Here is a 15,076-nt window from a genome sequence, read left to right on the forward strand (position 1 = left end):
AAGACTACCATAACCTTGATTGAGTAAAGGGATATTGCGATTAACAACAGCTTAGTTAGTAGCCGCGAATTCATCGAAATGTGCTTTGCAATGATTGTAAAACGCGTTGGTTAACCTATTCATGGGGGTTGATGCCGACGTAATAAACCCATAGGTTAATTCTATTTTTGGTATAAATGGCACTAATTTCAGCGCGTCATCTTGGTACTGCTTAGCAAGCAACTCATTCACTATCGATATACCCACATTGTGCTTTACCAAGGTGCAGGCTGTTGTCACGGTATGCGTTTCAACACGTACATTAACGCGGATATTATTTTGTAAAAAAGCATGCTCTATTTGCTTACGCGAATGACGGCCTCGACCTAATAACACTAAGCTCTCATCACGCAAATCTTGCGCTGTTAGCTGCTTTGCATCTGCAAATGGATGACTGCTTGATACCGCACACACTAAATGGCTGGTGACAATGGGTTCACACCACAATCCCTCGTGATTTTCAGGAAACTGTATAAAGCCACAATCGAAGGCTTTATTTGCTACAAGCTCACATGCTCTAGCAGGGCTATGGCTATCTAAACTAATTTTTACATTCGGATGTAATTTAACAAATGACGCCACCGCCTCTGCTAACGGGCCTGCTACAAAGCTACTCGGGGCAACGATATTAAGTTCACCAACATGTGATTGATGAATGTTCTTAGCAAGTTGCTCAACACGATACACACTGGCTAACGAAATTTCGATTTGTTTATGTAATGCAATTGCTTCATCGGTCGGAAATAATCGCGCTTTTTCTCTGTAAAACAATGAAAAGCCAACGTTATTTTCAAGCTGAGCAATCAAACGGCTAACTCCGGGTTGCGTGAGTCCGAGCTGTTTTGCAGCCCCCGTTGCTGAGCCAGTTTTCATAACTGCATCAAAGGCTTCCATACTGTTTAAGGTTATTTTTTGGGTGTTTTGCGTCGATACATTCATAACAATTTGTTATAGCTTGATGATGATATCTCATAATATTGCATAGCTTTTAGGAGTGAGTAAAGTGCTTAGCTGACAACAACAAAATAACTATAACCTCTCGGAGTGTAACAAATGGAATATTCAAGATTTAAGCATTCAGTGATATCGCTTGCTGTTGCTACAGCTTGTATGAGCACATCACAATACGTACTCGCAGAAGAAACATCAGCAGAAAAAAACGTCGAAGTAATTGCGGTTACTGGCTCTCGTATTAAACGCCAAGAAGCAACAGCGAGCCCAGTACAAAACATTGATTTAGAAGCCCTGCAGGCAAATGGCTCATTATCACTCGGAGAGGCATTACAAGAGCTTCCTTCGGTAGGCTCAAGCCTAAATGGCAATGGGTCAGCCGGAACAAGTCACGGCGCATCAAGCTTAAATCTAAGAAACTTAGGGGCTAATCGCTCATTAGTGTTAGTGAATGGCCATCGCTGGGTGAATGGCGCTGGTACCCGTGGTTTCCGTGATTTTGTTGACATGAATACCATTCCTCAAAACATTGTTAAACGTGTTGAAGTTTTACAAGACGGCGCAACTGCGATTTATGGCGCTGATGCGATTGCTGGGGTTGTGAACTTATATACCTATAACGATTACGAAGGCCTAGAGGTCAAAACCAGCTACGGTGAAACATCTGAAGGTGATAAAGAAACCTTTAGCCTTGATTTGTTGTCAGGCACTAATATTGGCGAAGCCAACCTGATGTTTGCCGCAAGCTATGTTGATCAAAAACCAATTTATACCCAAGACCGTAAGTTAACTGCAGTGCCACTTAATGGCTTAACGGCATCGACACCTGAAGGTTATTTTGCTGAAGATAACTTAGCCGATGTTGTTGATTTTACAATTCCATCGGCAGGCATCACCCGCGATCCAAATAGTGATGGCAGTAGTATAGATAGCTGGCGAGCAGTCAACAGCGATGACACCTTTAACCGCTATTACAATAACTATGTCACGGGTCCGAGTGAGCGCTCATCTTTATATACGCAGCTTGTAATGCCGTTTGGCTCTGTGAATTTTAAAGCTGAAGCACTTTATAACTTACGTGAGTCAGATCAGCAATTTTCGCCTGCTCTTTCATCTATTCGTGGCAGCCGCGGTTTTACAATCGCAGATGATCCGCGTGTTAATCCATTTGGCGTTGAATTCTCAGGCAAAGATTTTAAGCACAGCTCGTTTTTTATGAATAATGGCTATCGCGTTAATGACCAAAAGGTCGAAACGACACGCTTTGCAATGGGACTTGAAGGCGAAGTATTTGATGATTGGAGCTGGGATACATTTGTATCTTGGGCGAAAAATAAAGGCGAATTTACCTCTAATAATCAAATGGATTTAGACAAACTAGCGCTAGGTTTACGTGCCTGCGATACCAGCGGAATTGCTGGTGATGTGTCTGATATTGCAGTGGGTTGTGTGCCAGTAAATGTTTTTAACCCACTGACCGACGAGATGGTCGATTACGTAAACTTTACCGGTTACGACAAAAACGAAGCAAGCCAAGTCGACTTTACGGCCAACATTACCGGCGCCCTTTACGAGCTACCAGCGGGTTATATTGGTGCAGCATTTGGTATTGAATACCGAAAAGAAAAAGGTAAAGACACGCCAGATAGCACTATCAACGCTGATCCTCGTATTAATACCTACAGAACAACCACCTCTTCGCCACGTGAAGGGACTATTGGTGAGTACGATTTAAAAGAAGCCTACGCTGAATTTAGTATCCCATTGCTCGCTGATCTCCCACTTGCAGACTACCTAGAACTGAGTTTAGCGGCACGTTACTCTGATTACAGCACCTTTGGCTCAACAACCAATAGCAAAGTGGGCTTACTGTACACCCCATTTGAGCAGCTGACACTACGGGCAAACTGGGCTGAAGGCTTTAGAGCACCATCTATTTTAGAGCTGTTTGAAGGTGAGCGTTTGACTTACAGTGCTGTATCGGACCCGTGTTCAACAGATGCCAGCTTACCCGGCTGTAGTGGTGTACCCAGTGGCTATACTCAACAGTTTACTAACGTTCAAGTAACCACGGGCGGCAACCGTCAGTTAGTGCCTGAAACCTCTATAAATAAAACCGTTGGTTTGGTTTACGAATCTAATTTAATCGAAAACCTTAGCTTTAGCTTAGATTGGTACGAAATAAAAATAAACGACACCATTAGTGAGTTTGGTGCACAAAACAACCTTGATTTATGTGCCTACCAAAATAAAAACTGCGACACCATTACCCGTGACAGCAGTGGTGAAATCCTTGATATTTTAGACGGCCCAGTAAACCTAAACGCAACCCGCGTTTCTGGAGTCGACTTTGTAACTTACTACAGCTTACAAACAGATTATGGTGATTGGTCGTTTAACGCCAATGTTTCTAAGCTAAATGAATTAACCGAATACACGACCTTGTCTGATGGCTCTGTTGAACGTGAAGATTTAGCAGGTACAGCTGCTTCAAGGGAATCTTATCCTGAGTGGCGCAGCACCTTTTCTAGCACTTGGAAACATGATGCATGGTCAGCCAACTATAACTTGCGTTATATCGGTTCGACGACCGAGCAAGTATCTGGTGAACCATGCGATATTGGCTCTGTCACCTATCACAATATTTCTGCTGGCTATCAGTTTGAAAATAACTTAGCGGTGAAATTAGGGATTAATAATTTAGCCGATAAACAGCCACCAGCCTCATTGACTAATTTAAACATTAACTTTGATCAAAACACTTATAACCCAACGGGGCGTTATATGTATTTACAGCTGACTTACTCACTGTAATGAAAGTCGCGATGCCTGCCAAAGTGGCAGGCAACTTTATGAAGTAGTTAGGAGAAGAATCTATGGAGCCGGCTTTCAGTTTATTAACCCCAAGCCAAACAGCAGTCTTACCGTTAGTGTTTGATTCACCACACAGCGGTATTCATTGTCCTGCGGACTTTAATACCCAAGTGCCTGTTGAATTTATAAAAACCGGTTGGGATGCATTTATCGATGATATTTGGCAACCCGTTGTAGAGCAAGGTGGGTACTTATTACATGCACACTTCTCGCGTATGTATATTGATCCCAACCGCGCACCAACTGATATTGATCCCGAGCTACTAGATAAGCCTTGGGAAATTTGTCAGCCAACAAAGTACAGTGAGCGTGGTATGGGCTTAATTCGCCGTTTTGCGTTACCCAATAAGCCAATGTATGACCGCAAGCTAACACAAGCAGAAGTATTACACCGCATTCATCACTATTACACGCCCTATCATCAACAACTACAGACACTGTTGGATGCCTTGCATAGTCAGTTTAAAGGTGTTTGGCATATTGACTGTCATTCGATGAAGTCGATTGGAAATGGGATGAATATAGATGCAGGGATAAGTCGTCCTGATATTATTCTAGGTGATCTTGATGGAACCTCAGCAAGCGGTGAGTTTGTAGACGTTATTGCTAAAGCCTTTGCCGATAAAGGTTATAAAGTAGTTAAAAACAAGCCTTATAAAGGTGGTTACTTAGTTAGTCATTATGCTGATATAGCTGCTAACCGCCACTCTGTGCAAATAGAGATTAATCGCGCTTTATACATGCATGAACAACGATTTGAAATGAACGATAATTATCAACATTTTAAGAGTGATACTGCCTATGTAGCTCAACAATTAGCGAGTTATGTGTCGATGCAGATAGGAAGGTAACAATGAATATGCCCCCACCGAATAATAGTAAAAAGGGTATGAATCCGATCATCATACTACTAAGTATTTTGTTCCTAGCCATGCTACTTACCTATTTCGTTGATTCAGGTTCGTATCAAAGAGATGGTAATATCGTTGTTCCTAATAGCTACCAAGTAATTGAGAAAGATAGCTCTTTTAGCAATTTATTTAACTACCAACAGGCTGATCAAATAAAAGCTGAGCCAGTGAGCCTCATAGGAACATTTTTAGCGATCCCTACTGGGTTAGAGCAAGGTGCTGGTCTTATTTTTATGGTGCTAATCATTGGTGGTATGTTTGGCATATTAACTAAGGCAGGCACTGTAGATGCTGGCCTTGAGCGGCTATTGAGCTTAGTGCAAGGCAATATTTATGTTCTGGTGATTATTCTTATGATCGCCTTTTCAGCCGGTAGCACCTTTTTGGGCTTAGCCTCTGAGTACCTTTTGATTATCCCTTTAATGGTTGGCATGGCCAATCGCTTAGGGCTGCCGAATATCATTGGTTTTGCGATTGTCTGTGTTGCCGTGAAAGCCGGTTATTTATCATCAGTAACTAACCCGTTGCCGCTCACTATTGCGCAACCACTACTTGGCTTACAAATATTTAGTGGTGCAAGTGTGCGATTCTTTTTTTACCTAGCATTTTTAGTTGTTGGAATAGGCTTTGTAATGATAATGATTAAACGGCATGGCTTTAATAACGAGCAAGTTCACTTTCATGCCGAAAAATTATCAACACGCCACGTTTCTATGCTTCTCACACTAGCTGGGGGCATTGCATTATTAGTTTATGCATCAACCTATTGGCATTGGAAACATCATGCCTTAAGTGCTTATTACATTGCCCTTAGTATGATACTTGCTTGTATTTCTGGGCTTAGCGCAAATCAAGCCGCCCAAGCATTTGTAGATGGCATGAAAAAAGTACTGCTTGCAAGCATACTGATTGGCGTAGCAACTGCTGTAGCCGTCGTTTTAAAGCAAGGTATGATACTTGATTCTATTGTGCACTTTTTAATGTCATTTATTGGCGAAGGCAATGCCTATGTTGCTGCTACAGGTATGTTTGTATCACAATTGTTGTTGGACTTTTTGATCCCCTCAACGTCAGGCCAAGCTGCAGTTAGTATGCCTATTTTAGGCCCTGTGGGTAGTTTAGCGGGAGTCTCTGAGCAAACCACGATAGTGGCGTTTTTATTTGGTAATGGCATCACGAATATTCTCACACCCACTTCGGGCACACTGCTAGCCTACCTAGCAACAGCTCGCGTTGGTTGGGGTGAGTGGGCTAAATTTATTTTTCCGTTGTGGCTAACATATATTGTTCTGGCTGTGGTGCTTTTGCAGATTTCGGTATTTATAGGGTTTTAAACATCAAGAAATACCCCTTGCTGAGAGTCTGAGTGCAAGGGGTATCATTATTAATATGATTTATTAAGCATTTGCTTTTAAAAAGTCATAAAGCTCATCTTTTAGCACGGCACGTTGATGCTTCTTTTCATGCATGTCAGCATCTTCAATGGGTGAGTTTTGCAATTCAAGCTCACGGATTTCTTTATCCATATCATCGTAACGCTGCATCGTTTTTTTAAAATGAGCGTCAGTTTTCACAAGACTGTGGATTAATTCATTAAACTCTGGAAACTCATTTAACAACGAGTGTTTTTCACCTAGCATGGGCAACTCCTTTGACTAAAAATAAGGTTCAACTTCACTGTATCACGGCCTAAAATAGAGTCAATGCAGCAACCTTGTTCAAGATCAATAATGCAATCAATTCAGAAAAACGGCCTAAACATTTACCTTTAGCAAGGCTGATTTCTCGTATTAACTTCGCTAAAACTTAAATTGATTAACCAAGCTTCTTAATTGCTCTCCTAATCGAGCGAGACTTTGACTCACTTCCATACTTTCTTCAGATGCTTCCATTGTTTGCTGGGAAATTTGCACAATAGAATTGATGTTTCTATTGATATCTTCCATGGTTGTGGTTTGCTCTTCAGCAGCTGTCGCAATTTGCGTATTCATATCGTTAATCGTATCCATTGACGAAAAAACAACATCAAGCGACTGACCAGCTTCTTGTGAACTTGCTACTGAGGAGTTACCAAATTCTTTGCTTTGTTTCATTGCGTCTACTGCTCCTTGAGAGCCTTTTTGTAAACGCTCAATCATCGCGTTTATTTCTGCTGTGCTTTGCTGTGTTCGCGCTGCAAGCGAGCGAACCTCATCTGCTACAACGGCAAATCCCCGGCCTTGCTCTCCTGCTCGAGCAGCCTCAATTGCCGCATTTAGCGCAAGTAAATTTGTTTGCTCCGCAATGCCGCCTATTACATCGAGTACCTTACTAATTTCAACCACATCAGTGGCTAACGCCCCAATTACTTGAGAAGATTTCTCTACTTCACTGGCTAGCTGTTGAACAGAAGAAATAGATTGCTGTACCACACTTTTAGCCGCTTTCGTTTCATTACTTGCTTCATCGGTTGACTGCGCCGCATTTGCTGCACTACGCGCAACTTCTTGCGCAGTCACTGTAATTTCATTCATTGCCGTAGCAACTGAATCAGTCTCTGTACCTTGTTGTAATATCGCCTCTTTTGAACGGATACTTATATCTCTTTGCCTATCTGTTGAATCAACAATTTCGTTGGTAGCAGTCGAAATTTCTTGTACCAGAACTTGCACCTTATAAACAAACTGATTAAATGCTCTAGCTAACTGCCCGAGTTCATCTTGCGATGATGCGTCAACTCGCTGAGTTAAATCTCCTTCCCCTTCAGCGATACTCTCCATGCTATTTAATAAAGTGTCTATTGGTGCTAATACCGTTTTATAAGAAACGATCAAGACAAGAGCACCGATGACAATAGCAATGGCTGTTAAAGACAGAATGCCAAAAAAAGCTTGATTAAGAACTTCTGCCGCTTTTTCATCTGCGTTGTCTGAAAAAGCATCAGCCTCTTCGGCTATCTCTTCAAAATAAGCATCGGCATTATCAACATCAACTTCTAATTCTTCTGTTAATTGATCGGCAAGCGCTTCTGCTGATAACTGATCTCGATAAGAATCAAATAAAGCATCTTCATTATTTGCGCTAGTTACCCAATTATTAAATGAAGCGATCAGTACTTTTGCATCTTCCTTATCTTCGTCTGACTCAGCTAAATTAGTAAGCACAGTAAAATATTCATCAGCTTGTTTAGCTAGGGCTTCAAATTCTTTTTGAATATTAGGAAGGTTAGCAGGGTCTTCCTCAGCTAAGTACTCACCCGAGGTATCCTGCATTTCAATAACCAAACGCTGTAACTTTAAAGCGGCTTCAACAACTGGGTAGTCACTTTCAAATAGAGAACCAAGCACATCATTCACGGCACTCGCAGAGCCGCCTCGAGCGACAAGCGCATCGCCTTCATCTTCTGCTTTTTGCATTTCTTCTTCATTTTCAACTGCAAATTCATCGAGCATACTGATCAGCTTTGCACCTGAACTATCAAACTCATCGAGTAATTTCTCAGAGATGATTTCTTTTTCAAGTTCAATTAGCTTCTGTTCAGACATTTTTAGAGCATGAGATAAAAACTCATCTTGCTCGGTAGACGCTTTTTTTATTAACGCTACTCGCTCAGGTTTACTAATTAAAGTGAGTAGCTCTTGCTCTGTGTCATCAAATAGCTTTGCTAGCTCTTTAATTTCAGCGGTTCGGGCTTTTAATTCGGGGATTTCTTCACTTGCTAAGATCTCGTTAGCGACTTTTGCGGACTCCCACAAATTTGCAATCAAATCATCCGTAGTTTCCATCACTGGCACAACTTCATCACTGAGTTGATTAAGCTGATTTTCAAGCTGGTTAACGTAATACAAAGAGAGTATTCCTGATAACACGATCAGCATACACATCAATGATAAGCCTACGCTTAGCCTACCTTTTATGGTTCCTAGCATGGACTGAATCATAATCTTAACCCCTATAATAAGACTTTACAGGTAAATACATATTTCTATTGTTCGCGCCGCAATAGCGACAAATTACTCAGTCAATAATCTTCAGACAGAACCAACACTTCACAGGTGGGCATTAGGTAGTTTTTTACAGACTTAAACACTGTTGCAGCATGCACCTACAGTAATAAGAACTGTGCAGCCACTAATAAATTGCCATCATATTAAGAATAAAATACTAAATTAAGTTGTGGGATTAAGCTTAGTACAAAATCAAAAATATGTAACAAAGCATTAACTTAATTCAGTGGGTGATAAATTATGCTGTTTTTAAACGCAATAGTGGGATAGAAATCAGAGTTTGCTCTACTTAAATAGTCATATTTTTCATAAAGAATACTGAATACAAAAGGATTTTTGCCAGTATGTTTGTGTTTGCCAACTCGACTATCGTAGCCGTATGTAAGGCAAGAATAGGCCTTTAAGCCTATTCTTAACATTAATAACGCTCTTTTGAATACTCAAGCTGGTTTAAGAGATCTCTACTCAACCTAGCCGTAGACTAATTTTGGCTTCGTTCATTCGAGAAGTTTTATATTATTTACTCGATTTTTATACTCATAACTTTGAGTCTTTGCGCTATCAGTCTAACTTATCGGCTAAACTTACAGGCAACTCAAAGTCAGTAAATTGTTGTTTAGCAATGTTAAAGTGTCGTTTTGCTTGCTGTTTATTCCCTATTTCTAGATAGGTACTGATCATGTGAGTTGCATACTGTGGATGTTTAAAATACTCGGCAATCTTTTCCATTAACTGTAGTTCAAGTGCTTTATCTTGAGCCGTTTGTGCCAACTTATACCCATATAATCCATATAGCGCTAAATACATGGTGTCGTAACTATCGGGTTTTTTACTCATCGCGATATCTAATTGCGACCCCCCCATGCTACGCGCCATTGCGATTAACTCCATGGTCGCTTCATCTTTAAACGCTTCACGAGCAACGGGGGTGATACCTATGGTAATTAAAAGCGCTTCCGCCGCTTTCGCCACTGAGGTTGGGTTTTGCGCTGTAATCAAATTGCCGTCACGCGATACAAAAGGCAGCATTGGGCTATTTGCAATAAAGTGAGCACCACGCGCTTCAAGCTCGGTTTGAACGATCATTGGGTACTTATCTATGTTCTCTTTTTTAAAGGCGTGATCTTCTAAATATGTAAAGCTATTTACGTATTTATCAGCAACAAAATACCGACCATCATCCAGTTGTATATTTACGAGTGCAGCTGGACCATGGCATACAGCGGCAATCGGCGTATTAGTCTTAGCGAACTTGGTGATCAAGCGTTGAGTATTTACATCGAAAGGCAAGTCAAATACAGCGCCATCCCCACCAACAATAAACAGCGCATCGTAGTCATTGTCACTTGCACGCTCTGCAGATAAGGTATTAGCTAACTTATCAAGTCCTGACGTTTTGGTTTTGAACTCGCTAACATGAGTAAGCTTATCCTTATTATTTTTGACCAAAACTGCACCGCCCTTAGGTGAAACAATGTCTATTTCGACATTATTGCGGTGAAAAATAAGATAACTTTGCACCAACTCCTCTAGGTCGTAAGATAAAGCAGGGTCACTATGTCCGTGGCCAGAAATTAACATCGCTATTTTTTTACTTGGCTTTTGCACCTCAACTGATGTGGCTGCTTTTGACTGAGGAGGTAACAACACACTCGTAAGCATGATGATGCTGCAAGCTATGATTATCAGAACGTTTTTCATAATATATCTCCTAGTTGATGAGATAAATTTTACGTTCTGGTGTGTCGCGCTTTTGTGAAGAAAGTTGATTTATTTTTTACTATTTAAGATTGATAACTACCGAAAAACGTTGCTGCTCAGTGTCTATTTCAACATACATAGTCCATCCGCATGCTGTGCAAATACGCTCAATCAAACTTAAACCTTGGCCAATACCTGTACTATTAGCGGCTTTACTGCCACTTGATGTAAGGTTTAGTGGTAAGGGGTGTGCAAAGTAATTGGTCATTCGAATACTTGATTTGCTAATGCGCAGTTGAACATCTTTTTCACTTGCATGAGCAACGACATTCGACAGCAAATTGTTCACTAATATTTCAAGCAAATTACGGTTGGCAATAATCATCACCTCGTCATTAGGCATATCAATTTCAAGCTCAAGCGATAGACCCTTTTGCGAATGGTTCAATGCAAAATGATTCAGTACGCAGTCTTCGATAAGCCGGTTGAGTGACACTGATTGCGCGATAGAAGATTCATTTCGTGCAAGCGCTAACAACACATCTGTTGTTTGGGTTAGCTTTTGGGTTGCACTGCGCATTTGTTTTACAGCCTGCTCAGAAAAGTATATTTCATCGCTTTGCTGCTCTGCTAGTGTGGCACTATCAGAGCCTAAACTAAGGGTATTTTGCAACACACTGATTGGTGTCCTAATTTCATGACTTATATCTTTAGTAAAGTCGCGCTCTCTGGCGAGTGCATCATTAAGTTGCTTAAAGCTATGTTCAATCGCATCAGCCAACTGGCCAACTTCATTATTTGGCATATGCTTAATAGACTGCTGAAACGCTGCTTCACCTCCTTTTTCTAATTTTTTCACTGTGTACGCTAACAATTCGAGCGGCTTTGCTATTTTCCGTCCCATTCGCCAGCCTAGCAAGGCAACCAAACAACAAGCAATAACACTAAACCCAACCAACCACACAAGCACGCCTTTAAAATAATCTCGGCTTACTTCAAACCTTGCTACATCAGCAAGCAGCACATACTCATTGTCACCTAAATAAAATCGTGTCAGGTGGTAAGTTTTTCCATCAGCAAGACGATACTCAACACGATTTGGCTCACTCTTCACTATTTCTCTTATCTCTGTGGGTACTTGCTGCCAACCTTTAAACAATTGATATATTTGTTTATCTGATACATCGATTTTTCCAGTCATGTGATAATTGTGCTTAATGCTACTGGCCTGCTGCGCGACAAGACGATTGAAGATATTATCTTCAATCACCCAGGAGTAACCTAGTACGAAGATGCTGTAAAGGAGTGTTAATGTCAGCGTGATCGCAAACACCAGTTTAGTAATTGCATTAGAAATATGAGTGTTTGCTTTGTGCTTCATTGCATTTCTTTTGGTTATTTAGCGATAAGTCTGAAGCCAATACCATGGACTGTCTTTATTATCGGGGTATCAAATGGCTTATCTATGGCGTTTCTTAAGGTATACATATGGCTTCTAACCGCATCCGTTTCTGGTGCATCAGAACCCCACACTTTTTCAACGATATGGCGTTTACTCACCGCATTAGGATAGGCTTCAGCAATAAGACATAATATTTCAAAGTCTTTACTTGATAGTTTGATTTCCTGCCCCTGACGTTCAACCTCTTTGGTACTGATATTTATTTTTAACTCACCTATTTCCATCACTTTTGTTTGATGAAGCTTATTGCGACGGGTAAGAGCGAGGCAATGTAAAAAAACCTCTTCAAGAACATAAGGCTTTGTTAAGTAGTCATCAGCTCCCGACCCGAACCCTTCAATTTTATGCTCTATACTGTCTCGAGCAGTTAACATCAAAATAGGCACTAGAGTATCGCAGGTTTGCTTAATTTCTTTGCAAACCTGTATACCATCCATATCTGGCAACATTAAATCTAGCACAATCACATCATAATTATGTTCTGCTGCAAGCCTAATGGCATGCTTTCCTGTTGCGGCATAATCAACCAAAAAACCTTTTTGCTCTAAAAAGTCACAAAGCTGAATAGCGATATCATGTGTATCTTCTACGACTAATACTGAACTAGTGCGATGTGTCATCGTGTTACTCAACTTCTTATTCGCATTGTTGAAGCTCTCCGCTTAGTAGCAAGCCGATTAATCTAAGTGCTTTATCTTGTTGATTAGCGTTAGTAAATGCATAGGCATTATCTGCTTGCACATGTTTGCAGGCATTTAAATTGTAGTCGCTTAAACTGTAATGTGGTGTAACACCACGACGTGCCAATTCGCCATTAGGTCTAACTAGCATTCTTGTCGTTACATAAGCACGTAACTCTGAGTTAGGTAAGTTAAAAAGATTCCCTTGAGCAGACTGATTAGCATACCCGCCGGTTGTCTCACCTACCAAAGTTGCAAATCCATTGTCTTTTAAAGTGGTGGCTAGCACAATTGATGCTGAATAAGTCACAGGCCCAATTAATAAAAATGTGTCGCCATCAAAGCGCTGCGCTTTATTTATTGGTGATTCCCAATCATCCCAATCAGTTACCACAATATCACCAACTTCTCCTTTGTTGTTGAACCAACCTCTATTCTCTTCATTTAACTTTTCTTTAAGCTTTGAAATTAACCTAAAAGGTTTGTCAGCTAAATACCGTGATAAATAAGTAACAGTATCTGTATTGCCCCCGGGATTATCGCGAATATCGATAATCAGTTGCTTCACGTTTTGCTGTTTAATCTTACTAAATGTTTGATCAATAAAGCGCTTAAACTCACGTGGCTCGATATCGAAATGGCCTAAATAAATAAACCCAAAATCATTAGACAACTGCTTGTAATAATGTGCTTTATCTGAGTAACTGGCAACAAAGCCTTGTGCTTTTTCATCTACTTTAGGCCACTTTTTTTGAGATTCAAAGTGAAAGGCTTTAATCCCCTCAGGGGTGGAAACTTGAACCTCAAAGTTATCTAACCAACCGTAGCGCGCCCATAAAGCGATTCCAAACCTCATCGCCACAGCGTGCTCACGCAATAAAGCGGTTTCGCCACCAGCATAGAGCGCCAGCTGTGATAAAAGAAGGTCTGCATTTACACCATTAATTGAGATTATTTCTGACAGGATAGGAATACGCTGTTCACCTAAGCTATACGCGTGTTTAAGCTGCAGCTTGCCTTTCTCATTAACACTTACAGCAAGTGGAAACGTATTATGCCCTGCTTCACGCAGCTTATTTAATTCTTGATAAGGCCATATGAGAAATGAATGTCCATCTTGAAAATAGGACGTTAAGCTACCGACCACTCGATAAAACTCCACGCGATTAAGTGGCTTGTTTAGGCTTGCTTTAAGCTGTTCAGCTTTGGCTCTTAGCACAGCTAGGTTTGCATATTCCTCTATGTCAGGATGGCGCTGGATAACCCCCTCTAACAAAGCATCTATATCAGCCTTCATTTGTGCGACCGAAAGCTCTTGCAACAGCAACCGCTCATCTGAGAGCTCAGGGAAAATATCTAAATGACTTTGTTTACAGCCACTAAGAAAAATTAATGTCAAAATAAGTAATATTAACGTCTTCATGAAATAACCTGTTTTATAGATATACAGTGAAGTTATCAAATTTAATGTGAAGACTTTGTCGTAGTATTTAAGCGGATTGTTCAGCAGAAAATTTCTATTTAAAAAGACTCTGGCAAGTGCAGCTCTATGCACTGATATGACAGTCCTTCGAGCTCAACTGTAAGGCTAATGTGTCATTGCTCTATTGCTTTGGAATGAGTTCAAGCTTGGTATATATGACTAACTAGTTAAAAGCAGTATGGTTTTTGAGATTTAATAGCGTCTTAAAACTAGCCTATTTCATCAATAAGAATTACCCCCTTTTTCAAGAGCTAGTTTAGTAATTTGAATTTGCGAAGTTAAGTTCAGTTTACTCATAATGCTGGCACGATGAACATGAGCCGTTTTAGGCATTATATCAATCAGTTGTGAAACTTGTTTCGCATTAAAGCCCTGTGCAAGTAGCTTAAAAACTTCTAATTCTCTTGGCGTTAATTTGTTTAATACACTGTCAGTTTTTTGAGGTTTTAAGAAATGCGTGTTAATTGAAGGGCTTAAAATAGTTGGTTTTTTAAAGATAGAATGTATTGCTGTTATTAACTCTTCAGCTGCATCTCGTTTCGATAGATAAGCATCAACACCTATGTCTAACGCTCTTTGAATGTAAGATTTTTCCTCGTACATACTCAAAATTATACGCCTAGCACTTGGTAGCTTCTCGCCTATTAACTCAGCTACTTCTAACCCATTTCTATCTGGCAGCGAAATATCAATGACGCAGCAATCTATATCAATATCACCTAAGTTTTGTAGACACTCATTGTAGCTACTTGCTTCAAAGCTAACTTGCCAATCAGGATCTTCCTCTTCGATGAGAGCCCTAAAACCCTCTCTTACCATTTGATGATCGTCAATAAGTGCAAATTTCATAACAACTCCATGTATTGATTAATCCCCATTATAACGCGGTAAAAACGCACTCAGGTAAGAAAAATTCTTATAAGCCTAAGAAAAGTGGAAATAATTTTATTGTTTATCTCCTTGTAAGCTTACCCAAAATGACAAGGAAA

The 15,076-nt window shown here is 40.4% G+C and carries 11 protein-coding genes; 3 read left to right on the top strand and 8 right to left on the bottom strand.

From position 1 onward, the window contains the following. Positions 1–51: 51 nt before the first annotated feature. Positions 52–978, bottom strand: a complete 927-nt coding sequence (locus tag QL229_RS11145; RefSeq protein ID WP_281546893.1) for a LysR family transcriptional regulator — start codon at positions 976–978, stop codon at positions 52–54. 114 nt (positions 979–1,092) lie between these two features. Between QL229_RS11145 and QL229_RS11150 the strand changes: the two genes are divergently transcribed. The 3 genes from QL229_RS11150 to QL229_RS11160 all read left to right on the top strand — a co-directional run bounded on the left by QL229_RS11150 (position 1,093) and on the right by QL229_RS11160 (position 6,109). Beyond that, on the top strand, positions 1,093–3,804 hold the full coding sequence (locus QL229_RS11150) for a TonB-dependent receptor (protein ID WP_281546894.1): 2,712 nt from the start codon (positions 1,093–1,095) through the stop codon (positions 3,802–3,804). A gap of 62 nt (positions 3,805–3,866) precedes the next feature. Next, positions 3,867–4,715, top strand: coding sequence for an N-formylglutamate amidohydrolase (locus tag QL229_RS11155; RefSeq protein ID WP_281546895.1), 849 nt, complete (start codon positions 3,867–3,869; stop codon positions 4,713–4,715). Positions 4,716–4,717: 2 nt separating this feature from the next. Further along, positions 4,718–6,109, top strand: a complete 1,392-nt coding sequence (locus tag QL229_RS11160) for a YfcC family protein (RefSeq protein ID WP_281546896.1) — start codon at positions 4,718–4,720, stop codon at positions 6,107–6,109. Positions 6,110–6,172: 63 nt separating this feature from the next. Here the strand turns inward: QL229_RS11160 and QL229_RS11165 are convergent, their stop codons facing one another. The 7 genes from QL229_RS11165 to QL229_RS11195 form a co-directional block, all read right to left on the bottom strand. After that, the gene (locus QL229_RS11165; protein WP_135923463.1) at positions 6,173–6,415 is read right to left on the bottom strand and encodes a DUF465 domain-containing protein; all 243 of its coding nucleotides are present in this window, start codon (positions 6,413–6,415) and stop codon (positions 6,173–6,175) included. 159 nt (positions 6,416–6,574) lie between these two features. Beyond that, complete coding sequence (locus tag QL229_RS11170; RefSeq protein WP_281546897.1) at positions 6,575–8,695, bottom strand: methyl-accepting chemotaxis protein; 2,121 nt, start codon at positions 8,693–8,695, stop codon at positions 6,575–6,577. A 627-nt stretch (positions 8,696–9,322) separates the two neighbouring features. Then, on the bottom strand, positions 9,323–10,462 hold the full coding sequence (locus QL229_RS11175; RefSeq protein WP_281546898.1) for a type 1 glutamine amidotransferase domain-containing protein: 1,140 nt from the start codon (positions 10,460–10,462) through the stop codon (positions 9,323–9,325). A gap of 79 nt (positions 10,463–10,541) precedes the next feature. Continuing rightward, positions 10,542–11,843, bottom strand: a complete 1,302-nt coding sequence (locus QL229_RS11180) for a histidine kinase dimerization/phospho-acceptor domain-containing protein (protein WP_281546899.1) — start codon at positions 11,841–11,843, stop codon at positions 10,542–10,544. A gap of 14 nt (positions 11,844–11,857) precedes the next feature. Further along, on the bottom strand, positions 11,858–12,544 hold the full coding sequence (locus tag QL229_RS11185; RefSeq protein ID WP_253039725.1) for a response regulator transcription factor: 687 nt from the start codon (positions 12,542–12,544) through the stop codon (positions 11,858–11,860). A 16-nt stretch (positions 12,545–12,560) separates the two neighbouring features. Continuing rightward, positions 12,561–14,027, bottom strand: coding sequence for a S41 family peptidase (locus QL229_RS11190; RefSeq protein ID WP_281546900.1), 1,467 nt, complete (start codon positions 14,025–14,027; stop codon positions 12,561–12,563). Positions 14,028–14,309: 282 nt separating this feature from the next. Further along, positions 14,310–14,936 (bottom strand): response regulator transcription factor, encoded by a 627-nt coding sequence (locus tag QL229_RS11195; protein WP_281546901.1) that lies wholly within the window; start codon positions 14,934–14,936, stop codon positions 14,310–14,312. Positions 14,937–15,076: the final 140 nt, after the last annotated feature.

Source organism: Pseudoalteromonas sp. PAR1 (assembly GCF_947311895.1).
In the GTDB taxonomy this organism is placed as follows: domain Bacteria; phylum Pseudomonadota; class Gammaproteobacteria; order Enterobacterales; family Alteromonadaceae; genus Pseudoalteromonas; species Pseudoalteromonas lipolytica_C.